The organism is Pseudomonas sp. BJP69, from assembly GCF_007633355.1.
Lineage (GTDB): Bacteria > Pseudomonadota > Gammaproteobacteria > Pseudomonadales > Pseudomonadaceae > Aquipseudomonas > Aquipseudomonas juntendi.
This window is the reverse complement of record NZ_CP041933.1, coordinates 1,954,735-1,975,846: the sequence shown is the minus strand read 5'-3', so window position 1 is coordinate 1,975,846 and position 21,112 is coordinate 1,954,735. Positions and strand designations below refer to the sequence as shown.

The following is a 21,112-nucleotide window of genomic DNA, read 5'->3' as shown; positions in this document are numbered from 1 at the left end:
GGCCGCAAAGCGGCCTCGGCGGGTTCAGCTGTTCTGCGAACCTTCAAACCAGGCCAGCTTGTCGCGCAACTGCACCACTTCCCCAACAATCACCAGGGTCGGCGCATGCACTTCATGCTGGGCCACCAGCTCCGGCAAATCCGCCAAGGTACCGGTGAACACCCGCTGGTTACGCGTAGTGCCCTGCTGCACCAGGGCCGCCGGGGTACTGGCCGCACGCCCATGGCGAATCAGCTCTGCGCAGATCGTAGGCAAGCCCACCAAACCCATGTAGAACACCAGGGTCTGCGACGGCGCTACCAGGTCGTTCCATGGCAGGTTGCTGGTGCCATCCTTGAGGTGCCCGGTCACGAAGCGCACCGACTGGGCATGGTCGCGATGGGTCAATGGAATGCCGCCATAGGCGGAACAGCCACTGGCCGCCGTAATACCCGGAACCACCTGGAAGGGGATGCCATGCTCGGCCAGCTCTTCGATCTCTTCGCCACCGCGCCCAAAGATGAACGGGTCGCCGCCCTTCAGGCGCAGCACGCGTTTGCCTTGCTGGGCCAGGTCAACCAACAGGCGGTTGATCTGGTCCTGCGGTACGGCGTGGTCAGCGCGGCGCTTGCCAACGTAGATACGCTCGGCATCACGCCGGCACATATCGATGATCGCCGGGGCCACCAGGCGGTCATACAGCACCACGTCGGCCTGCTGCATGAGGCGCAAGGCGCGAAAGGTGAGCAGGTCCGGGTCGCCTGGGCCCGCACCAACCAGGTACACCTCGCCCCCCTGCTGCACCGGTGCGCCCTCCACCATCGCCTGCAACAGGCGTTCGGCTTCGGCGCCCTGCCCGGCCAGCTGGCGCTCGGCGATCGGGCCCTGGAACACGGTCTCCCAGAAGCCACGGCGCTGGTTCACATCCGGATACAAGGACTTGACCTTGTGCCGGAACCGCGCCGCCAGCCCGGCCAGCTCACCGTAGGCAGCCGGGATCCAGGCTTCCAGCTTGGCGCGAATCAGACGCGCCAGCACCGGAGCGTCCCCGCCACTGGACACCGCAATCACCAACGGTGAACGGTCGACAATCGCCGGGAAGATCACCGTGCACAAGGCCGGCGCGTCCACCACGTTGACTGGCAGGCTGACGGCCTGCGCATCAGCCGACACCTGCGCGTTCAGCCCAGGGTCGTCAGTGGCGGCGATCACCAGCCGGCACCCGACCAGGTCGGCGGCCTGGTAGCCACGCACCAGCACCTCACCGCCACCTTCCCGGGCCAACGCAGCCAACTGGCCGTCGACGTCCGGCGCCACCACGCGCAGCACACTCCCGGCATCCGCCAGCAAGCGCGCTTTGCGCAAGGCGATCTCACCGCCGCCGACGACCAGAACACGGCCGCCCTGCAGCTTGTGGAACAGCGGCAGATAATCCATTTAGCGGATGACCTCGACGCCGCCCATGTAAGGCTTCAGCACCTCTGGTACGCGGATCGAGCCGTCGGCCTGCTGGTAGTTTTCCAGCACCGCAACCAAGGTACGGCCAACCGCCAGGCCGGACCCGTTGAGGGTGTGTACCAGTTCCGGCTTGCCGGTTTCCGGGTTGCGCCAGCGGGCCTGCATGCGGCGCGCCTGGAAGTCGCCGCAGTTGGAGCACGAGCTGATTTCACGGTACTTGTCCTGGCTCGGCACCCACACTTCCAGGTCATAGGTTTTCACCGCGCCGAAACCCATGTCGCCGGTGCACAGGGCCAGCACGCGGTACGGCAGCTCCAGGAGCTGCAGCACGCGCTCGGCGTTGGCCGTCAGCCCTTCCAGGGCTTCCATCGACTTCGCCGGCTCCACCACCTGCACCATCTCGACCTTGTCGAACTGGTGCTGGCGGATCATGCCGCGGGTATCCCGGCCAGAAGCGCCCGCTTCACTGCGGAAGCACGGGGTGTGGGCAACCAGCTTCAGCGGCAGTTGCTTGGCATCCAGAATCGCGCCTGCCACCAGGTTGGTCAGCGACACCTCGGCAGTCGGGATCAGGTAGAAGTCAGCCTCGCCTTCGCGGGTAATCTTGAACAGGTCTTCTTCGAACTTCGGCAACTGGCCAGTGCCCTGCAGCGCTGGGGCCTGCACCAGGTACGGGGTGTAGTGTTCCTCGTAACCGTGCTCGCCGGTGTGCAGGTTGATCATGAACTGCGCCAGGGCGCGGTGCAGGCGGGCAATCGGCCCGCGCAGCACGGCAAAGCGTGCGCCGGACAGCTTGGCGGCGGCTTCGAAGTCCAGGCCACCGCTGAGTTCACCCAGGGCAACGTGGTCCTTGATGTCGAAATCGAAGGTTTGCGGGGTGCCCCAACGGCGCACTTCAACGTTGTCGTCTTCGCTGGCACCGACCGGTACGCTGGCATCCGGCAAGTTGGGGATGGTCAGCAGGATGCCGTCCAGCTCGGCCTGGATCTCGTCCAGCTCGGCCTTGCCGGCCGCCAGCTCATTGGCCATGCGCTCGACATCGGCCATCAGTGGGGCGATGTCCTCGCCTTTGGCTTTGGCCTGGCCGATGGACTTGGAACGGGCGTTACGCTCGGCCTGCAGTTGCTCGGTACGGGTCTGCACCGCCTTGCGGCGTTCTTCCAGTGATTCGATGCGCGCGACATCCAGGCTGAAGCCACGGGAGGCCAGGCGATCCGCCACTTCCTGAAGTTGGCCGCGTAACAGTTTGGAATCGAGCATATCGTTCTCTCGTTATAGGTAGGTGTTGGTTCAGAAACGGGTCAGGGACAGGCCGGCCCAGGTCGCGAGCAGCCCGCCCACTACGCTGATACTGGTATAGCCCAAGGCCAGCGGCACTTGCCCGCTTTCCATCAGGCGCACGGTATCGAGCGAAAAAGAGGAAAAAGTTGTTAGGCCACCAAGGAAGCCGACGATCAAGCCGGCGCGCAACTCGACCGGCGCCAGTGGCTTGTGCAGGAACAAGCCGTAGAGCAGGCCGATCAGCAGGCAGCCAACCAGGTTGACCGCCAGCGTACCGGCATAGAAGTGCCGTGGCCAGTGGGCGGTGACCCAATTGGCGGTGGCGAAGCGCAGCAACGTACCGGCCACGCCCCCGGCACTCACGGCAGCGATCAAGGCAATCATGGTTTTCTCCGCTGACGGGGGCTGTTGCGGTCCAGGTCGGCCAGGTGGCGCAGCTTCTCGCCGATTTTCAGTTCCAGGCCGCGCGGCACCGGCTGGTAGTACTGGCGCGGCTCGAGTGCATCGGGGAAGTAGTCCTCACCGGCCGCATAGGCGTCGGGCTCGTCATGGGCGTAGCGGTACTCGTCGCCATAACCCAGTTGCTTCATGAGCTTGGTGGGCGCATTGCGCAAGTGCAGTGGCACTTCCAGCGAGCCATGCTCGGCGGCTTCGCGCAGGGCGGTCTTGAAGCCCATGTACACCGCGTTGCTCTTCGGCGCACAGGCCAGGTAGGTGATGGCCTGGGCCACCGCCAGCTCGCCTTCGGGGCTGCCCAGGCGCTCTTGTACATCCCAGGCGGCCAGGCACAAGCCGAGCGCCCGCGGGTCGGCGTTGCCAATGTCTTCGCTGGCCATGCGCACCACACGGCGGGCGATGTACAGCGGGTCGCAGCCGCCGTCGAGCATGCGCGCGAACCAGTACAGGGCGCCGTCCGGGTTGGAGCCGCGTACCGATTTGTGCAGCGCGGAAATCTGGTCGTAGAACGCTTCGCCGCCCTTGTCGAAACGGCGACGGCTGTCGCCCAACAGGCTCTGCAGCATCTCGACGTCGATTTCACTGCCGTCTTCGGCCAGGTCCGAGGCATTTTCGAGAAAATTGAGCATGCGCCGGCCATCGCCGTCTGCGGCGGCCATCAGCATCTTGAAGGCATCGTCGCCCACCCGCAGGTTGCGCTTGCCCAGGCCACGATCCTCGGTGAGGGCACGGTCGACCAGCTTGCGCAACGCCGCCTCGTCCAGGCTCTTGAGCACGTACACCCGCGCCCGCGACAACAGTGCGTTGTTAAGCTCGAACGAGGGGTTTTCGGTGGTGGCGCCAATGAACAGCAGGGTGCCGTCTTCCACGTAGGGCAAGAAGGCATCCTGCTGCGACTTGTTGAAGCGGTGCACCTCGTCGACGAACAGAATGGTGCGGCGGCCGTATTGCCCTGCCTGCTGCTTGGCAACCTCCACCGCCTGGCGAATTTCCTTGACCCCGGCCAGTACCGCCGACACGGTTTCGAAATGGGCATCACAGAACTGCGCCAGCAGCCGCGCCAGGGTGGTCTTGCCTACCCCTGGCGGGCCCCAGAAGATCATCGAGTGCAGCGCGCCTTGCTCCAATGCCTCGCGCAGCGGTTTGCCGCGCGCCAGCAGGTGCTCCTGGCCTACGTACTCGTCCAGGTTGGACGGGCGCAGGCGGGCCGCCAGGGGCTGGGCGACAGGTTCGCTTCGAAACAGGTCCATGGCGAGCTCTGGTTACTCCTTGATCACGTCCGCGCCTTTGGGAATGTCGAACTTGAACCTGCTGTCCGGCACCGCCTGGTTGGCCTTGACGCCATTGAACAGGATGTTGGTGCGCTGGCCGACGCTGTCGATCAGCTGCATGTCATTGATCAGGCCCTTGCGGAACGACACGCGCAGCGAGTCGAACAAGGTGTCCTTGGTTTTCGGCTTGAGGGTGAAGTCCATCACTTCGCCCTGCTCCTTCGAGGTGATGTCGAAGCTCTGGCTGATTTTCGACACATCACCCGACAGCAGCAGCGCCGGAGTCTGGTTCAGGCGCACGTCGAGCTTCTTGATGGTGGCCTGTTCCAGGTCCGGGTCCCACAGGGTGACGTTCTTGCCGTCCGACACCACCACTTGCTCCTGCGGTGCGTCAGTATGCCAGTAGAACAGGCCCGGACGCTTGACGGTCATCTTGCCCGAGGTTTCCTGCAGGCTGGTGCCATCGGCGCCCAAGGTCAGCTGGGAGAAATTGGCCTCGATGGTCTGTGACTTTTCCAGCAACTGGGTCAGGCGTTGTACATCCTGCTCACCGGCATAAGCGGTAACCGAGCCCAGGGTCAGGGCAGAAACCAACAGCATGCGAATCGCGCGCATGGGAATCCTCATTGAGCATTGAAAAGGCCGGGCACCAACACTGGCGCCCGGCAGGGTGTTCATCAGTCGCGCGGGCCGCCTGGGGCAATTACTTCCCGCGAGCCGTTGCTGTTCATCGGGGTAACGACGCCGGCCATTTCCATCGACTCGATCATGCGGGCGGCACGGTTGTAGCCAATCTTCAGCTTGCGCTGCACAGCAGAAATGGAAGCACGACGGCTCTCGAGCACGAACTGCACCGCTTCATCATACAGCGCATCGGTTTCGGCATCGTCACCATCACCTCCACCGCCGCCGCCGTCGAAGCCGCTGCCGGCTTCTTCCACGCCATTGAGAATGTCGTCGTTGTAGTCTGGGGCGCCGCGCAGCTTCCACGCCTCGACCGTGCGGTGCACCTCGTCGTCGGAAACGAACGCGCCATGGACCCGGATCGGCAGGCTGGTGCCCGGCGGCATGTACAGCATGTCACCGTGGCCCAGCAGCTGTTCGGCACCGCCCTGGTCGATGATGGTCCGCGAGTCGATCTTGCTCGACACCTGGAAGGCCATGCGGGTCGGGATGTTGGCCTTGATCAGACCGGTGATCACGTCCACCGACGGGCGCTGGGTGGCGAGGATAAGGTGAATGCCCGCCGCACGCGCTTTCTGCGCGATACGGGCGATCAGTTCTTCGACCTTCTTGCCGACAATCATCATCATGTCGGCGAATTCATCGACCACCACCACGATGGTCGGCAGGGTTTTCAGCGCCGGCGGCTCGTCGTCCATGCTTTCGCGGCGGTACAGCGGGTCGTGGATGATTTCCCCGGCTTCCTGGGCGTCCTTGATCTTGCGGTTGAAGCCGGCCAGGTTACGCACCCCCATGGCCGCCATCAGTTTGTAGCGGCGCTCCATCTCGGCCACGCTCCAGCGCAGGGCGTTGGCGGCGTCCTTCATGTCGGTGACCACCGGGCACAACAGGTGCGGAATGCCTTCGTAGATCGACAGCTCGAGCATTTTCGGGTCGATCATGATCAGCCGCGCGTCTTCCGGGCTGGACTTGAACAGGATCGACAGGATCATCGCGTTGACCCCCACCGACTTACCGGAACCCGTGGTACCGGCCACCAACAGGTGGGGCATCTTGGCCAGGTCGGTAATCACCGGCTTGCCGCCAATGTCGTGGCCCAGGGCCAGGGTGACAGGGGACTTCTGCTCGTCGTACTGCGGCGTGGCCAGCACTTCGGAGAAACGCACCATCTGGCGGTTTTCGTTGGGGATCTCGATACCCACGGTGGTCTTGCCGGGGATGACCTCGACCACACGCACGCTGGTCACCGCCAGCGACCGTGCCAGGTCCTTGGCCAGGTTGGCGATACGGCTGACCTTGACGCCAGCGGCAGGCTGGATTTCGTAACGGGTGATCACCGGGCCTGGGTGGATGGAGTCCACCGAGACCTCAACGCCGAACTCCTTGAGCTTGATTTCCAGCAGCTGACCGACACCGGCCAGGGATTCTGGCGAGTACTCGATCTTCTTCTGTTCTGCCGGGTCGAGGATGGATATCGACGGCAGCGTGCCCTCCACGGCGCTGTCGATGAACAGCGGCGTATGCTTCTCTTTCATCACCCGCTTGCTTGGCTCTGGCGCCTTGTCTGCGGCCGGGGGCACGATGGTTGGCGTGGACGACGGCACACGGGCAAGGCTTGGCTCGCGGGGCGGCACCACCGGCTCGCGGGCCAGGGCCGGTTCGCGCACCGGGGCAACGGGCTCGCGCCCGAGGGTCGGCTCGCGGGGCTCGACCACCGCTGCCGGCGCCTCTTCACGCTTGAAGATGCGCTCACGCAGCGCCGGTTTGGCGGGTTCGCGTTTCTCGGCGACCGTTGGCGCGGCCTTCACTACAGGCTCATCCTCACGCAACTGCGCTTCAAGGCGCTTGCGTTCGTTGCGGGCTTCCCACCAGCGATTGGCGGCGCCCTGCACCAGTTCAAACAGGTCGAGGGTGATCTTGCCCGTCAGGTCCATCACCTTGAACCACGACAGGTCGGTGAACACGGTCAGGCCGAACAGGAACAGGGCGATGAACATCAGCGTACTGCCCTGCACGTTCAGCAGGTTGCGCGCCAGGTCGCCAAGGCTCTCGCCCAGGGCGCCGCCGGCAGAAAACGGCAAGCTCGCAGGCGAATGGAAGTGGATGTGCGCCAGCGCGGCCCCCGACAGCACCAGGAACACCAGACCGATCAGCCGCCAGGAAAACAGCCAGCCGCTCCAGTCCCAGGGCTGATGGCGCTGGCGGAAGATCTGCCAGGTTTTCACCGCCAGCAGCAGCGGGAAGATATAGGCGAAGTAACCCAACACCATGAACAGTATGTCGGCAAAGTAGGCACCGGCACGCCCGGCGGCGTTCTGCACCTGGTCGACGGTGGCGGTGTGGCTGAAGCCCGGATCCGAGGTGTCGTAGGTCAGCAGCGCCATCCACAGGTACAGGCACAGAGCGCCAACGGCGATCAACGCACCTTCCTTGAGGCGATAATGCAGCTGCTGCCGCCACAGGGGCACGGGCAAGGGAGCTGGGGTTGCGGTGGATTTCTTCAAAACACGTCTATTCCTGCGCGTGTTGCGCGTCCAATAGTGCTCGGCCGGCAGTGCGGCCAATGAACCACTACTTTTAACATTACTGCCCGCCCACTGCCATGACGGCGCGCCATAAGGCGCTCAAGCGGGGGCGACTTTCACATGCCTGCAATTTGAGCACGCATTTTCTTTCGTGACAAAGGCTTATGCTGTGTTTTTGCACAGGTATGACAGCAAATGTAGCGGATGGTGCCTGTGGTTTCATCAATGTGCAGGAAATTGCCCGAATTCCGCGGCCGTGCCGGCCCTGGCCGCCGCTGCCGGCGCTCAGCCATTGACCCTGCCGGGCGCGCACGCCATGCTGCCCGCTCCCCTCCCCCACCGCACGATAGACCATGCTCACCTGGCTGACCCGCGACTCGCTGACCTTCCCGCCCCTGGAAAAGGCCCTGCACGAACCCAACGGCCTGCTCGCCGCCGGCGGCGACCTGAGCCCCGAACGGCTGGTGCAGGCCTACCGCCATGGCTGCTTCCCCTGGTACCAGGACGGCCAGCCGATCCTGTGGTGGTCACCCGACCCGCGCACGGTGTTGCTGCCCGACCAGCTTCACGTATCGCGCTCGCTGGCCAAGCTGATGCGCCAGGGGCGCTATCAGGTCAGTTTCGACAGCGACTTCCCGGCGGTGATCGACGCCTGCGCCGCCCCCCGCGATTACGCCGACGGCACCTGGATCACCGATACCATGCGCAACGCCTACTGCGAACTGCACCGTCGCGGCATTGCCCACTCGGTCGAAGTACGCCAGCACGGCGAACTGGTCGGCGGCCTGTACGGCCTGGCCATGGGCCAGTTGTTCTTCGGCGAATCGATGTTCAGCCGCGCCGACAACGCCTCCAAGGTCGGTTTCGTGACCCTGGTCGAGCACCTGCGCCAGGCCGGCGTCGTACTGATCGATTGCCAGATGCCTACCAACCACCTGCACAGCCTCGGCGCCCATGCCATCAGCCGCGCCGAGTTCGCCCGCTACCTGGCCCGCCACCTCGACCAGCCCAACAGCGCGACCTGGGTGGTTGCCTAGGCGGTTTTCCCTGGCTGGCTTACACTTAGAACAAAGTCTCACCGAGGGGTTGATCATGACAGAGTTGGCGCGGTTGAAGTTCTATGCCACTCAACCCCACTCCTGCAGTTACCTGCCCGACGAGCAGGCAACCACGCTGTTCCTCGACCCCAGCCAGCCGATGGACGTAAACGTCTATGCCGACTTGTCGGACATGGGTTTTCGCCGCAGTGGCGACCACTTGTATCGCCCCCACTGCCAGAACTGCAACGCCTGCGTACCGGCGCGCATTCCCGCGGCCCGCTTCATTCCCAACCGCCAGCAGCGGCGCATTCTCAAGCGCAATGCCGACCTCAGCGTGAGCGCAGCGCGGCCGGCGTTCAAGGAAGAGTACTTCGAGCTGTACCGGCGTTACATCGAAACCCGCCATGCCGACGGTGACATGTACCCACCCAGCCGCGACCAGTTTTCCACCTTCCTGGTGCGGGACCTGCCCTTCTGCTGGTTCTACGAATTTCGCCTGGCCGGTCGGCTGATGGCAGTGGCCGTGTGCGACGTGCTGCCCAATGGCCTGTCAGCGGTCTACACCTTCTACGAGCCCGACGAAGAGCGCCGCAGCCTGGGCCGTTTCGCCATTCTCTGGCAAATCGGCGAAGCCCTGCGCAAGGATCTGGAGGCGGTGTACCTGGGCTACTGGATCAAGAACTGCAAGAAGATGAACTACAAGACACAGTATCGACCCATCGAATTGTTGATAAACCAGCGCTGGGTCACCCTCAACTGAAAGCATTGGCTTGACACACAGTTTTCCGGCATAATCCACGCCACTTTTTTGCCCGGTGCGGATATGCGTCGGGCCAACACTGGACACCGAGGGCTCAACTGCATGTCGAAAGAAGACAGCTTCGAAATGGAAGGTACTGTCGTCGACACCCTGCCCAACACCATGTTCCGCGTGGAGTTGGAAAACGGGCACGTCGTAACCGCGCACATCTCCGGAAAGATGCGCAAAAACTACATCCGTATTCTCACTGGCGACAAGGTTCGCGTCGAGCTGACGCCTTATGACCTGAGCAAGGGCCGCATCACCTACCGTGCGCGCTAAGCTCCAGCCATGAAAAAGCCCGGCCAAGTGCCGGGCTTTTTCATGCCTTCAAGTTTGTAAGGGGCTGCGTTGCAGCCCCATGTATCACGCTACTTCAGCCGTGGTCTCGAAGTCGAACACCAACTCGCCATCGCGCAAGTCGACGTGCACCACACCGCCATGCTCGGCCAGCTCACCAAACAGGATCTCCTCGGCCAGCGGCCGCTTGATCTTGTCCTGAATCAACCGCGCCATCGGCCGCGCGCCCATCTGCGCGTCATACCCCGAGGCCGCCAGCCAGCCGCGGGCCTCGTCGCTGACCTCAAGCAGCACGCGCTTGTCTTCAAGCTGCGCCTGCAGTTCGATAAGGAACTTGTCAACGATGCTCTTGATGGTTTCGGTGCTCAGGCGGCCAAACTGGATGATGGTATCCAGGCGGTTGCGGAACTCTGGCGTAAAGCTCTTGCGGATCACTTCCATCGCATCGGACGCATGGTCCTGATGGGTGAAGCCGATCGAGGCCCGCGACGCGGTTTCCGCGCCGGCGTTGGTGGTCATGATCAGGATCACGTTACGGAAGTCGGCCTTGCGCCCGTTGTTGTCGGTAAGGGTACCGTGGTCCATCACCTGCAGCAGCAGGTTGAAGACTTCCGGGTGCGCCTTCTCGATTTCGTCGAGCAGCAACACGCAGTGCGGCTGCTTGGTAATCGCCTCGGTCAGCAGACCACCCTGGTCGAACCCGACATAGCCGGGCGGTGCACCGATCAACCGCGAAACCGTGTGGCGCTCCATGTACTCGGACATATCGAAGCGCACCAGCTCCACACCCAGCGCCTTGGCCAATTGCCGGGCCGCTTCGGTCTTGCCGACGCCGGTAGGGCCGGCAAACAGGAACGAACCCACTGGCTTGTCAGGTGCCTTGAGGCCGGCACGCGACAGCTTGATGGCCGTGGACAGCGAATCGATGGCCTGGTCCTGACCGAAAACGGTCAGCTTCAGGTCGCGCTCCAGGTTACGCAGCAGTTCCTTGTCGGAGCTGCTGACATGCTTCGGCGGAATTCGCGCAATCTTGGCGACGATATCCTCCACCTGCGGCACGTCGATGCGCTTGACGCGGCTGGCTTCCGGCTGCAGGCGCTGGTAGGCGCCAGCCTCGTCGATCACGTCGATGGCCTTGTCCGGCATGTGCCGGTCATTGATGTAGCGCGAGGCCAGCTCGGCGGCGGCGCGCAGGGCTTCGTCGCTGTACTCGATGTTGTGGTGGCTTTCGAACCGCCCTTTCAGGCCACGCAGGATGCCCACGGTGTCTTCAACCGAGGGTTCGCTGACGTCTACCTTCTGGAAACGCCGCGCCAAGGCACGGTCCTTCTCGAAGATGCCACGGAATTCCTGGAAGGTCGTGGAGCCGATGCAGCGGATTTCACCCGAAGACAACAGCGGCTTGAGCAGGTTGGACGCATCCATTACCCCACCCGACGCCGCACCGGCACCGATGATGGTGTGGATCTCATCGATGAACAGAATGGCCTGCGGGCGCTTGCGCAGCTCGCCAAGCAGCGCCTTGAAGCGCTTCTCGAAGTCGCCGCGGTACTTGGTACCGGCCAGCAGCGCGCCCAGGTCGAGCGAGTACACCACGCTCTGCGCCAGCAGGTCAGGCACCTGGCCATCGACAATACGCTTGGCCAGCCCTTCGGCAATCGCCGTTTTGCCCACCCCGGCCTCACCCACCAGCAGCGGGTTGTTCTTGCGGCGGCGGGCAAGGATCTGCGCAACGCGCTCCACTTCCTGCTCGCGGCCAACCAGCGGGTCGATGCGGCCAGCACGCGCCAGCTCGTTGAGGTTGCTGGCATAGGCGTCCAGCGGGTTGCTGGAAGAAGAGGTTTCACCACCCTCTTCGTCCTGCATGTCCTGGTCGCTCTCGGATTGCGAGCCATGCCCCGGCACCTTGGAGATGCCATGGGCGATGTAGTTGACCACATCGATGCGGGCCACGCTCTGCTGCTTGAGCAGGAACACGGCCTGGCTTTCCTGTTCGCTGAAGATCGCCACCAGTACGTTGGCGCCGGTCACTTCACGCTTGCCAGAGCTTTGTACGTGGAACACGGCGCGTTGCAGCACACGCTGGAAGCCCAGGGTTGGCTGGGTTTCCCTGTCTTCATCGTTGACAGGAATCAGCGGCGTGGTCGAATCGATGAACTCTTGCAGGTCGTGCTTGAGCTTGTCGAGATTGGCGCCACAGGCGCGCAGAACGGTCGCGGCAGCCTCATTGTCCAGGAGTGCCAGCAGCAGATGTTCGACGGTCATGAATTCATGACGCTTCGAACGGGCCTCCTTGAAGGCAAGATTGAGGGTGACTTCGAGCTCGCGGTTTAACATAGCTTCACCTCATACCCAAGTGGTCGGCGATTAACCGTCCTTCTCGATTTCACAGAGTAGCGGATGCTGGCTTTCCCTGGCGTATTGGTTGACCTGCATAGCCTTCGTTTCGGCGATGTCACGGGTAAACAATCCGCACACTGCCCGCCCCTCGGTATGGACGGTCAGCATGATCTTGGTCGCCAGCTCGCGGTTCAGACTGAAGAACGTCTCGAGCACTTCGACGACGAAATCCATCGGTGTGTAGTCATCGTTGAACAAAACCACCTTGTACATCGGTGGCGCCTGCAGGATCGGCTTGGCTTCCTGAACCGCCAGACCGGAGCCATCGTCCTCATTCGATTGAGGACGATCCTGATTGAATATTAGTCGAATCTGGCTGTGTGCATGCATGGAAAGAATTTCATCACATCGACAGGTTAAGGTTGTGGGTTGACCCTGCGAACGGCCATTGGTGCAGCCGCTGCATGACCTTGACTATCGGCAAAACGGTGTTACAACCAATAGGAACCCACCGTGGTCGATAAAGATCCGCGCAGTCAACCAGATTTTTTCGCAAGGTTCGTATGCGGATGAAGTGGATGATACTCCAGTGATGGAGTCCTTTGCAGAGGGACATAGGGATGGCAAGCGGTAAAGTCAAGTGGTTCAACAATGCCAAGGGCTATGGATTCGTCAATGAAGAGGGCAAGAACGACGACTTGTTCGCTCATTATTCAGCCATCCAGATGGACGGGTACAAGACGCTCAAGGCCGGCCAAGCCGTGACCTTCGATGTCATCCAAGGCCCGAAAGGTCTACACGCCGTCAACATCAGCAGTGCATCCACGGCTGCGCCCGCGCCGGCCAGTGCACAGCCCGCGGGCAGCACGGCCGACGCCTGACCGACTGCCCTGCCAGCGGGTAAACGAAAAGAAAGGCCGCTTCTTTACCAGAAGCGGCCGTTTCACATTCGCTTACATATGTTTGATCATGGCATCGCCGAAGCCCGAACTTCCCACCAGCGTGGCACCGTCCATCAGGCGCTCGAAGTCGTAAGTCACGGTCTTGGCCGCAATCGCGCCATTGGTGCCTTTGATGATCAGGTCGGCGGCCTCGGTCCAGCCCATGTGGCGCAGCATCATTTCTGCCGAAAGAATCACCGAACCCGGGTTGACCTTGTCCTGCCCGGCATACTTGGGCGCCGTGCCGTGGGTAGCCTCGAACATGGCCACGGTGTCGGACAGGTTGGCCCCCGGGGCGATACCGATGCCGCCCACCTCCGCCGCCAGGGCGTCAGACAAATAGTCGCCGTTGAGGTTGAGCGTGGCGATAACATCGTAGTCGGCCGGGCGTAGCAGGATCTGCTGGAGCATGGCGTCGGCAATGGCGTCCTTGACGATCACTTCGCGGCCGGTCTTGGGGTTGTTGAACTTCATCCACGGCCCGCCGTCGAGCAACTCGGCACCGAACTCGTCACGCGCCACTTCGTAGCCCCAGTCCTTGAAGGCACCTTCGGTGAACTTCATGATGTTGCCCTTGTGCACCAGCGTCAGCGACTCGCGGTCGTTATCCACCACATATTGCAGGGCTTTGCGTACCAGACGCTTGGTCCCTTCGCGGGAAACCGGCTTGATACCAATGCCGCAGTCCTGGTCGAAACGGATCTTGGTAACGCCCATTTCCTCCTTGAGGAACTTGATCACCTTGTCTGCTTCCGGCGAACCGGCCTTCCATTCGATGCCGGCATAGATGTCTTCGGAGTTCTCCCGGAAGATCACCATGTCGACATCCCCCGGTTTTTTCACCGGGCTTGGCACGCCCTGGAACCACAGCACAGGGCGCAGGCACACATACAGGTCCAGCTGCTGGCGCAAAGCCACGTTCAGCGAACGGATGCCGCCACCCACCGGGGTGGTCAGCGGGCCCTTGATCGACACCACATAGTCACGCACGGCGTCGAGGGTTTCCTGCGGCAGCCAGGTGTCCTGGTCGTAGACCTGGGTGGCCTTTTCGCCGGCGTACACCTCCATCCAGGCGATCTTGCGCTTGCCGCCATAGGCTTTCTGCACAGCGGCATCGACCACCTTGATCATCACCGGTGAGACGTCAACGCCGATCCCGTCGCCTTCGATGTAGGGAATGATCGGCTGGTCGGGCACGTTGAGCGAATGGTCTGCATTGACGGTGATCTTGGCGCCGTCGGTCGGAACCTTGATTTTCTGGTATGCCATGCTTGCACTACTCCGCTATCGGGTGTGGGTTGGACATCAAGCGTAGCAATGAGCCTAAACCACATCTGCCGACCTGCAAGCTGACGGCGTGGGCGCGGGCGCGCCCGCGCAGAACACCCCGCCAGCACTGCGGCATTACGCCACATTGCCCCTCAGTCTTTGGTCTTATAAATGGGCCGATATCACTTGGCCTTGCTGATTAGGCCAAATGGTTTGGTATACTCCGCCGCGACCGTTGGGTCATCGGGGCGAATCCCAGGAAAATGCGGACCGCCCTGGGCCGTGATCGGCCGAAAAGCCGGGCCTTTTCCGCCTGGCTGCCAAAGCCTGGGCTGTTACCGCAGTTCAGCACTTGACGCTCGACTGATGCATCCACCATCACCGCTCGCAGCTTCTCGACTTTCCGCTCATGGCTTGCCAGGGCGATGCGCCTTACCCTGCGCACCACGAGACTCGAGCACGCTCAGCACACAGAGAGTTAACCCGCATGCCCACCCGTTCCAAGATCATCTATACCTTCACCGACGAAGCCCCTGCCCTCGCCACCTACTCGCTGCTGCCGATCATCGAAGCGTTCACCGCTTCGGCTGACATCGCTGTCGAAACTCGCGACATCTCCCTGGCTGGCCGTATCCTTGCCGCCTTCCCGGAGCAACTGGGCGCAGAGAAGCAAGTAGGCGATCACCTGGCGGAACTGGGCCAGCTGGCTACCACCCCTGAAGCCAACATCATCAAGCTGCCGAACATCAGCGCCTCGGTACCGCAGCTCAAAGCCGCGATCAAGGAGCTGCAAGGCAAGGGCTACAACATCCCTGACTACGCCGACGAGCCGGCCACCGAGCAAGAGAAAGAATCCCGCGCCCGCTACGACCGCATCAAAGGTTCGGCCGTGAACCCGGTCCTGCGTGAAGGCAACTCCGACCGCCGCGCACCGCTGTCGGTCAAGAACTACGCGCGCAAGCACCCGCACAAGATGGGCGCCTGGGCCGCCGACTCCAAGTCGCACGTCGCCCACATGACCCAAGGCGACTTCTACGGTAGCGAAAAAGCTGCACTGATCGAAGCTGACGACAGCGTACGTATCGAACTGGTCGGCAAAGACGGCAGCACCACCGTGCTGAAGGAAAAGACCGCGGTCAAGGCTGCTGAAGTCATCGACTGCGCAACCATGAGCCGCAAGGCCCTGAAGGCCTTCATCGCCGAGCAGATCGCCGATGCCAAGGCCACCGGCGTGCTGCTGTCGGTACACCTGAAAGCCACCATGATGAAGGTCTCCGACCCGATCATGTTCGGCGTCATCGTCGAAGAGTTCTACAACGACGTGCTGGCCAAGCACGCCGCCGCCCTGGCCGAAGTCGGCTTCAACGCCAACAACGGCATCGGCGACCTGTACGCCCGCATCAAGGACCTGCCAGCTGACAAGCAGGCCGAGATCGAAGCCGATATCCAGGCCCTGTACACCCAGCGCCCGGCCCTGGCCATGGTCAACTCCGACAAGGGCATCACCAACCTGCACGTACCGAGCGACGTGATCGTCGACGCCTCGATGCCGGCCATGATCCGTGACTCGGGCAAGATGTGGAACACCGCTGGCGAGCTGCAAGACGCCAAGGCAGTGATCCCGGACCGTTGCTACGCCGGCATCTACCAGGCCACCATCGAAGACTGCAAGGCCAACGGCGCCTTCGACCCGACCACCATGGGCAGCGTGCCGAACGTTGGCCTGATGGCGCAGAAAGCCGAAGAGTACGGCTCCCACGACAAGACCTTCCAGGTCAAGGCCGACGGCGTGGTTCGCGTGGTCGACAGCAAGGGCAACGTGGTTCTGGAGCAGAACGTCGAGGCCGGTGACATCTTCCGCATGTGCCAGACCAAGGACGCGCCGATCCAGGACTGGGTCAAGCTGGCCGTCAACCGTGCCCGCCTGAGCAACACCCCAGCGGTGTTCTGGCTGGACCCGGCCCGTGCCCACGACGGCGTGATGATCGAGAAGGTGCAAAAGTACCTGAAGGATCACGACACCACCGGCCTGGACATTCGTGTCATGGCCCCGGTCGACGCCATCAAGTTCTCCCTGGCCCGCATTCGCGAAGGCAAGGACACCATCTCGGTTACCGGTAACGTACTGCGCGACTACCTGACCGACCTGTTCCCGATCATGGAACTGGGCACCAGCGCCAAGATGCTGTCGATCGTGCCGCTGATGAGCGGCGGCGGCCTGTTCGAAACCGGCGCCGGCGGTTCGGCACCCAAGCACGTGCAGCAGTTGGTCGAAGAGAACTTCCTGCGTTGGGACTCGCTGGGTGAATTCCTGGCCCTGGCCGCTTCCCTGGAGCACCTGGGCAACACCTACGACAACCCGCGCGCCAAGGTTCTGGCCAGCACCCTGGACCAGGCAACCGGCAAGTTCCTCGACACCAACAAGTCGCCATCGCGCAAAGTTGGCGGTATCGACAACCGCGGCAGCCACTTCTACCTGACCCTGTACTGGGCCCAGGCCCTGGCTGCACAGAGCGACGACGCCGCCCTGCAGGCACGCTTCGCCCCACTGGCCAAGACCCTGACCGAGAACGAGGAGACCATCGTCGCCCAGCTCAACGCCGTTCAGGGCAAGCCAGCCGACATCGGTGGCTACTACGCCCCGGATGCCGAGCTGACCGCCAAGGTGATGCGCCCAAGCCAAACCCTGAACAGCGCCATCGCCGCCCTGTAAGGTCCGCTTGACGTAACAGCACAAACCCCGGCCACGCACCGGGGTTTGTGCTTTTTCAGCTGCAAGTTTCAAGCTACAAGCTACAAGCCACAAGTCGAAGCGGTACGCGGATTGCTTCAACTTGCTACTTGCCACTTGCTACTTGCTACTTGCTACTTAGGGAGAGCATCGACCGTGTCTTGGCAACCCCACATCACCGTCGCCACCATCATCGAGCAGGACGGCAAATTCCTGTTCGTCGAGGAATTCAAAGCCGACCGGCACGTCTTCAACCAGCCCGCCGGGCACCTGGAAGCCAACGAGACCCTACCCCAGGCCGCCCTGCGCGAAACCCTGGAAGAAACCGCCTGGGAAGTCGAGCTCACCGGCGTGGTCGGCATCTACCTGTACACCGCGCCCAGCAACGGCGTGACCTACCAGCGCATCTGCTTTGCCGCCCGCCCCGTGCGCCACCATGCCGACCTGGCCCTGGACAGCGACATCGTCCGCGCTGTCTGGCTGACCCGCGAAGAGTTGCTGGCCGACCCCACCCGCTGGCGCAGCGAGCTGGTGCCGCGCTGCCTGGACGACTACCTTGCAGGCCCGCTGCACAGCCTTGCGCTGCTGCGCGACTGACGTAGCGCCGCGGCTTTGATAGAATCGGCGTTTTTCCCCCTTGATACACACCGGTACCCATGACCAGCCCAGCACTCAAAGACCCCGCCAAGACCCGCGTCATCGTCGGCATGTCCGGCGGCGTGGACTCTTCCGTCTCCGCCCTTCTGCTCATCGAGCAGGGCTACCAGGTGGAAGGGCTGTTCATGAAGAACTGGGAAGAAGACGACGGCACCGAATACTGCACCGCCCGTGAAGACCTGGCCGACGCCCAGGCCGTGTGCGACCGCATCGGTATCAAGCTGCACACCGCCAACTTCGCCGCCGAGTACTGGGACAACGTGTTCGAGCACTTCCTCGAAGAGTACAAGGCCGGCCGCACGCCCAACCCGGACATCCTCTGCAACCGCGAAATCAAGTTCAAGGCGTTCCTCGACTACGCCCTGTCGCTGGGTGCAGACCTGATTGCCACCGGCCACTATGTACGCCGCCGCGACACCGGCGCCGTTACCGAACTGCTCAAAGGCCTGGACCCGAACAAGGACCAGAGCTATTTCCTGCACGCCGTTGGCGGCAAGGAAATCGCCCGCACGCTGTTCCCGGTGGGCGAACTGGAAAAACCCGAGGTCCGCGCCATTGCCGAAAAACACGGCCTGGCCACCGCCAAGAAAAAGGACTCCACCGGCATCTGCTTCATTGGTGAACGCCGCTTCAGCGACTTCCTCAAGCAGTACCTGCCCGCCCAGCCAGGTAATATCGAAACCACCGAAGGCGAGGTGATCGGCCGCCACCATGGCCTGATGTACCACACCATCGGCCAGCGCCAGGGCCTGGGTATCGGCGGCCTGAAGGACGCCGGTGACGAGCCCTGGTACGTGCTGCACAAAGACCTGACCCGCAACGTGCTGGTGGTCGGCCAGGGCAACGAACACCCATGGTTGTTCTCCCGCGCCCTGCTCGCGTCGGAAATCTTCTGGGTCAACTCGGTAGACCTGAGCAGCCCGCGCCAGCTCACCGCCAAGGTACGCTACCGGCAGAGCGACCAGCGCTGCACCCTGGCGCTGACCGACGGCGGCTACCGCGCCGTGTTCGACGAGCCCCAGCGCGCCGTGACGCCGGGCCAGTCGGTGGTGTTCTATGATGGCGAGGTGTGCCTGGGTGGCGGCGTGATCGAGGCGGCCGAGCCGTGGAGCCCGCGGGCATGAGCACACTGCGCGAGCAATTGATTGCCCTGGGCGGCGTCTTCCAGGCAGCCGTACTGGTTGACCGCATCGCCCGCACCGGCCAGGCCAGCGAGGCCAACATCGGGTGCATGCTGGGCAGCTTGCTGGTACGCGACCCCAAAGACACCCTGGAAGTGTTCGGCGGCGACGACCTGAACCTGCGCGATGGCTATCGCGCGCTGGTCGGCGCCCTGGAGCGCGACCCCAGCAGCCTGCAGCGCGAGCCCCTGCGCTACGCCCTGTCGATGCTGGGCCTGGAGCGCCAGTTGAACAAGCGCGGCGACCTGCTCGACACCATCGGCAACCGCTTGCCACAAATCCAGTCGCAGGCCGATCACTTCGGCCTGGTCCACGAAAATGTCATCGCTTCCAGCGGAGCCTTGTACCAGGACACCCTGAGCACCCTGCGCCAGCGCATCCAGGTACACGGCGACATGCGCTTCCTGCAGCAGGCCAGCAACGCCTCGAAAATCCGCGCCCTGCTGCTCGCCGGCATCCGCGCTGCGCGCCTGTGGCGCCAGCTGGGCGGGCACCGCTGGCAACTGGTGTTCAGCCGGCGCAAACTGCTGAACGAGCTGTACGACATGATGCGCAGCCCCAACTGACGGGCTGGGCAGCCCCTTGTGGGAGCGGGCATGCCCGCGAAGCAGGCGACGCGGTATATGGCACCGGCTACGCCGGTGTTCGCGGGCATGCCCGCTCCCACAGGGCCTGCCACCAGATCCAAATTGGGCCGACCTTTGGTCAGCCACCCGACCCAGGCGTATTTTTCATGTATGATATGCCCCCTTCCAAAAGCCTGACTGTCCGAGAACACCCCATGCAGCTTTCTTCGCTCACTGCGGTTTCCCCTGTAGACGGCCGTTACGCCGGCAAAACCCAGGCCTTGCGCCCCATCTTCAGCGAATTCGGCCTGATCCGTTTCCGCGCCCTGGTCGAAGTGCGCTGGTTGCAGCGCCTGGCCGCCCACCCGCAAATTGGCGAAGTGCCGGCGTTCTCCGCCGAGGCCAACGCCCTGCTGGACACCCTGGCCAGCGATTTCAAGCTTGAGCACGCCGAGCGCGTCAAGGAAATCGAGCGCACCACCAACCACGACGTCAAGGCGATCGAATACCTGCTCAAGGAGCAGGCCGCCCAGCTGCCTGAGCTGGCCAAGGTCAGCGAGTTCATCCACTTCGCCTGCACCAGCGAGGACATCAACAACCTGTCCCACGCCCTGATGCTGCGTGCTGGCCGTGACGACGTGCTGCTGCCGCTGATGCGCCAGATCGCCGAGGCCATTCGTGCCCTGGCCCACGCTCACGCCGACGTGCCGATGCTGTCGCGCACCCACGGCCAGCCGGCTTCGCCGACCACCCTGGGCAAGGAACTGGCCAACGTCGTGTACCGCCTGGAGCGCCAGATCGCCCAGGTTGCCGCCGTACCGCTGCTGGGCAAGATCAACGGCGCCGTGGGCAACTACAACGCCCACCTGTCGGCCTACTCGCAGATCGACTGGGAGGCCAACGCCCGCGCCTTCATCGAAGACGAGCTGGGCCTGCAGTTCAACCCGTACACCACCCAGATCGAGCCACACGACTACATCGCCGAACTGTTCGACGCCATCGCCCGCTTCAACACCATCCTGATCGACTTCGACCGTGACGTATGGGGTTACATTTCGCTGGGCTACTTCAAGCAGAAGACCGTCGCCGGCGAAATCGGCTCGTCGACCATGCCGCACAAGGTCAACCCGATCGACTTCGAAAACTCCGAAGGCAACCTGGGTATCGCCAACGCCCTGTTCCAGCACCTGGCCAGCAAACTGCCAATCTCGCGCTGGCAGCGTGACCTGACCGACTCCACCGTGCTGCGCAACCTGGGCGTGGGCTTCGCCCACAGCGTCATTGCCTACGAAGCCAGCCTAAAAGGCATCGGCAAGCTGGAAGTGAACGAAGCCCGCATCGCCGCCGACCTGGACGCCTGCTGGGAAGTGCTGGCCGAACCGATCCAGACCGTGATGCGCCGCTTCAACATCGAAAACCCCTACGAAAAGCTCAAAGAGCTGACCCGTGGCAAGGGCATCACCCCACAAGCGCTGCTGACCTTCATCGACGGCCTGGACATGCCATCCGAAGCCAAGGCCGAGCTCAAGCTGCTGACCCCTGCTACCTACATCGGTAACGCGGCAGCCCAGGCCAAACGCGTCTAAGCGGACCGTCGCATACAACGCCCGGCCTGGCCGGGCGTTTTTATTCCC

The 21,112-nt window shown here is 62.9% G+C and carries 18 protein-coding genes; 9 read left to right on the top strand and 9 right to left on the bottom strand.

Going from position 1 to position 21,112, the window contains the following annotated elements; all coding sequences use genetic code 11:
* Positions 1-24 precede the first annotated feature (24 nt).
* The 6 genes from cysG to FPB55_RS09000 all read right to left on the bottom strand — a co-directional run bounded on the left by cysG (position 25) and on the right by FPB55_RS09000 (position 7,633).
* Positions 25-1,416 (bottom strand): siroheme synthase CysG, encoded by a 1,392-nt coding sequence (gene cysG, locus FPB55_RS09025; RefSeq protein WP_009683104.1) that lies wholly within the window; start codon positions 1,414-1,416, stop codon positions 25-27.
* Positions 1,417-2,697 carry a serine--tRNA ligase gene (gene serS, locus FPB55_RS09020; protein WP_009683105.1) on the bottom strand — a complete coding sequence of 427 codons (1,281 nt, stop codon included), beginning with the start codon at positions 2,695-2,697 and terminating at the stop codon, positions 1,417-1,419.
* Positions 2,698-2,727: 30 nt separating this feature from the next.
* The gene (gene crcB / locus FPB55_RS09015; protein WP_009683106.1) at positions 2,728-3,102 is read right to left on the bottom strand and encodes a fluoride efflux transporter CrcB; all 375 of its coding nucleotides are present in this window, start codon (positions 3,100-3,102) and stop codon (positions 2,728-2,730) included.
* The gene (locus FPB55_RS09010; RefSeq protein WP_009683107.1) at positions 3,099-4,424 is read right to left on the bottom strand and encodes a replication-associated recombination protein A; all 1,326 of its coding nucleotides are present in this window, start codon (positions 4,422-4,424) and stop codon (positions 3,099-3,101) included. The genes crcB and FPB55_RS09010 overlap by 4 nt, the downstream gene beginning before the upstream one ends.
* Positions 4,425-4,436: 12 nt before the next feature.
* The gene (lolA, locus tag FPB55_RS09005; RefSeq protein WP_009683108.1) at positions 4,437-5,060 is read right to left on the bottom strand and encodes an outer membrane lipoprotein chaperone LolA; all 624 of its coding nucleotides are present in this window, start codon (positions 5,058-5,060) and stop codon (positions 4,437-4,439) included.
* 62 nt (positions 5,061-5,122) lie between these two features.
* Positions 5,123-7,633 (bottom strand): DNA translocase FtsK, encoded by a 2,511-nt coding sequence (locus tag FPB55_RS09000; RefSeq protein WP_178097500.1) that lies wholly within the window; start codon positions 7,631-7,633, stop codon positions 5,123-5,125.
* A 374-nt stretch (positions 7,634-8,007) separates the two neighbouring features.
* On the opposite strand from FPB55_RS09000, the gene aat reads away from it, so the two are divergent.
* The 3 genes from aat to infA all read left to right on the top strand — a co-directional run bounded on the left by aat (position 8,008) and on the right by infA (position 9,775).
* A complete protein-coding gene (aat, locus tag FPB55_RS08995) occupies positions 8,008-8,691 on the top strand; it encodes a leucyl/phenylalanyl-tRNA--protein transferase (protein ID WP_144188009.1) in 684 nt (227 codons plus the stop codon).
* Between the two features lie 55 nt (positions 8,692-8,746).
* Positions 8,747-9,454 carry an arginyltransferase gene (locus FPB55_RS08990; protein ID WP_009683113.1) on the top strand — a complete coding sequence of 236 codons (708 nt, stop codon included), beginning with the start codon at positions 8,747-8,749 and terminating at the stop codon, positions 9,452-9,454.
* Positions 9,455-9,556: 102 nt separating this feature from the next.
* The gene (gene infA, locus FPB55_RS08985; RefSeq protein ID WP_002553999.1) at positions 9,557-9,775 is read left to right on the top strand and encodes a translation initiation factor IF-1; all 219 of its coding nucleotides are present in this window, start codon (positions 9,557-9,559) and stop codon (positions 9,773-9,775) included.
* A gap of 84 nt (positions 9,776-9,859) precedes the next feature.
* Here the strand turns inward: infA and clpA are convergent, their stop codons facing one another.
* Both clpA and clpS read right to left on the bottom strand, forming a co-directional pair.
* On the bottom strand, positions 9,860-12,130 hold the full coding sequence (clpA, locus tag FPB55_RS08980) for an ATP-dependent Clp protease ATP-binding subunit ClpA (RefSeq protein WP_029887829.1): 2,271 nt from the start codon (positions 12,128-12,130) through the stop codon (positions 9,860-9,862).
* Positions 12,131-12,160: 30 nt separating this feature from the next.
* A complete protein-coding gene (gene clpS / locus FPB55_RS08975) occupies positions 12,161-12,523 on the bottom strand; it encodes an ATP-dependent Clp protease adapter ClpS (protein ID WP_144188006.1) in 363 nt (120 codons plus the stop codon).
* A 230-nt stretch (positions 12,524-12,753) separates the two neighbouring features.
* On the opposite strand from clpS, the gene cspD reads away from it, so the two are divergent.
* Positions 12,754-13,014 (top strand): cold shock domain-containing protein CspD, encoded by a 261-nt coding sequence (gene cspD, locus FPB55_RS08970; protein ID WP_009683117.1) that lies wholly within the window; start codon positions 12,754-12,756, stop codon positions 13,012-13,014.
* A gap of 72 nt (positions 13,015-13,086) precedes the next feature.
* Here the strand turns inward: cspD and icd are convergent, their stop codons facing one another.
* Positions 13,087-14,343, bottom strand: a complete 1,257-nt coding sequence (icd, locus tag FPB55_RS08965; protein ID WP_009683118.1) for an NADP-dependent isocitrate dehydrogenase — start codon at positions 14,341-14,343, stop codon at positions 13,087-13,089.
* Between the two features lie 487 nt (positions 14,344-14,830).
* Here icd and FPB55_RS08960 point away from each other — a divergent pair, with 487 nt between their 5' ends.
* From FPB55_RS08960 to purB, 5 genes are all read left to right on the top strand, one after another.
* Positions 14,831-17,056: an NADP-dependent isocitrate dehydrogenase gene (locus tag FPB55_RS08960; protein ID WP_144188004.1), complete on the top strand. Its 2,226-nt coding sequence runs from the start codon at positions 14,831-14,833 to the stop codon at positions 17,054-17,056.
* A 174-nt stretch (positions 17,057-17,230) separates the two neighbouring features.
* The gene (locus FPB55_RS08955) at positions 17,231-17,671 is read left to right on the top strand and encodes an NUDIX hydrolase (RefSeq protein ID WP_144188002.1); all 441 of its coding nucleotides are present in this window, start codon (positions 17,231-17,233) and stop codon (positions 17,669-17,671) included.
* 59 nt (positions 17,672-17,730) lie between these two features.
* Positions 17,731-18,855 carry a tRNA 2-thiouridine(34) synthase MnmA gene (gene mnmA, locus FPB55_RS08950; RefSeq protein WP_009683121.1) on the top strand — a complete coding sequence of 375 codons (1,125 nt, stop codon included), beginning with the start codon at positions 17,731-17,733 and terminating at the stop codon, positions 18,853-18,855.
* Positions 18,852-19,478 carry a high frequency lysogenization protein HflD gene (gene hflD, locus FPB55_RS08945; protein WP_144188000.1) on the top strand — a complete coding sequence of 209 codons (627 nt, stop codon included), beginning with the start codon at positions 18,852-18,854 and terminating at the stop codon, positions 19,476-19,478. Before mnmA ends, hflD begins: the two co-directional genes overlap by 4 nt.
* A gap of 215 nt (positions 19,479-19,693) precedes the next feature.
* Complete coding sequence (gene purB / locus FPB55_RS08940) at positions 19,694-21,064, top strand: adenylosuccinate lyase (protein ID WP_125854620.1); 1,371 nt, start codon at positions 19,694-19,696, stop codon at positions 21,062-21,064.
* Positions 21,065-21,112 lie beyond the last annotated feature (48 nt).

Bases quoted from the DNA above. Each gene is read 5' to 3' on its own strand.
- cysG (WP_009683104.1), bottom strand. From the start codon at position 1,416: ATGGATTATCTGCCGCTGTTCCACAAGCTGCAGGGCGGCCGTGTTCTG.
- serS (WP_009683105.1), bottom strand. From the start codon at position 2,697: ATGCTCGATTCCAAACTGTTACGCGGCCAACTTCAGGAAGTGGCGGAT.
- crcB (WP_009683106.1), bottom strand. From the start codon at position 3,102: ATGATTGCCTTGATCGCTGCCGTGAGTGCCGGGGGCGTGGCCGGTACG.
- FPB55_RS09010 (WP_009683107.1), bottom strand. From the start codon at position 4,424: ATGGACCTGTTTCGAAGCGAACCTGTCGCCCAGCCCCTGGCGGCCCGC.
- lolA (WP_009683108.1), bottom strand. From the start codon at position 5,060: ATGCGCGCGATTCGCATGCTGTTGGTTTCTGCCCTGACCCTGGGCTCG.
- aat (WP_144188009.1), top strand. From the start codon at position 8,008: ATGCTCACCTGGCTGACCCGCGACTCGCTGACCTTCCCGCCCCTGGAA.
- FPB55_RS08990 (WP_009683113.1), top strand. From the start codon at position 8,747: ATGACAGAGTTGGCGCGGTTGAAGTTCTATGCCACTCAACCCCACTCC.
- infA (WP_002553999.1), top strand. From the start codon at position 9,557: ATGTCGAAAGAAGACAGCTTCGAAATGGAAGGTACTGTCGTCGACACC.
- clpA (WP_029887829.1), bottom strand. From the start codon at position 12,130: ATGTTAAACCGCGAGCTCGAAGTCACCCTCAATCTTGCCTTCAAGGAG.
- clpS (WP_144188006.1), bottom strand. From the start codon at position 12,523: ATGCATGCACACAGCCAGATTCGACTAATATTCAATCAGGATCGTCCT.
- cspD (WP_009683117.1), top strand. From the start codon at position 12,754: ATGGCAAGCGGTAAAGTCAAGTGGTTCAACAATGCCAAGGGCTATGGA.
- icd (WP_009683118.1), bottom strand. From the start codon at position 14,343: ATGGCATACCAGAAAATCAAGGTTCCGACCGACGGCGCCAAGATCACC.
- FPB55_RS08960 (WP_144188004.1), top strand. From the start codon at position 14,831: ATGCCCACCCGTTCCAAGATCATCTATACCTTCACCGACGAAGCCCCT.
- mnmA (WP_009683121.1), top strand. From the start codon at position 17,731: ATGACCAGCCCAGCACTCAAAGACCCCGCCAAGACCCGCGTCATCGTC.
- hflD (WP_144188000.1), top strand. From the start codon at position 18,852: ATGAGCACACTGCGCGAGCAATTGATTGCCCTGGGCGGCGTCTTCCAG.
- purB (WP_125854620.1), top strand. From the start codon at position 19,694: ATGCAGCTTTCTTCGCTCACTGCGGTTTCCCCTGTAGACGGCCGTTAC.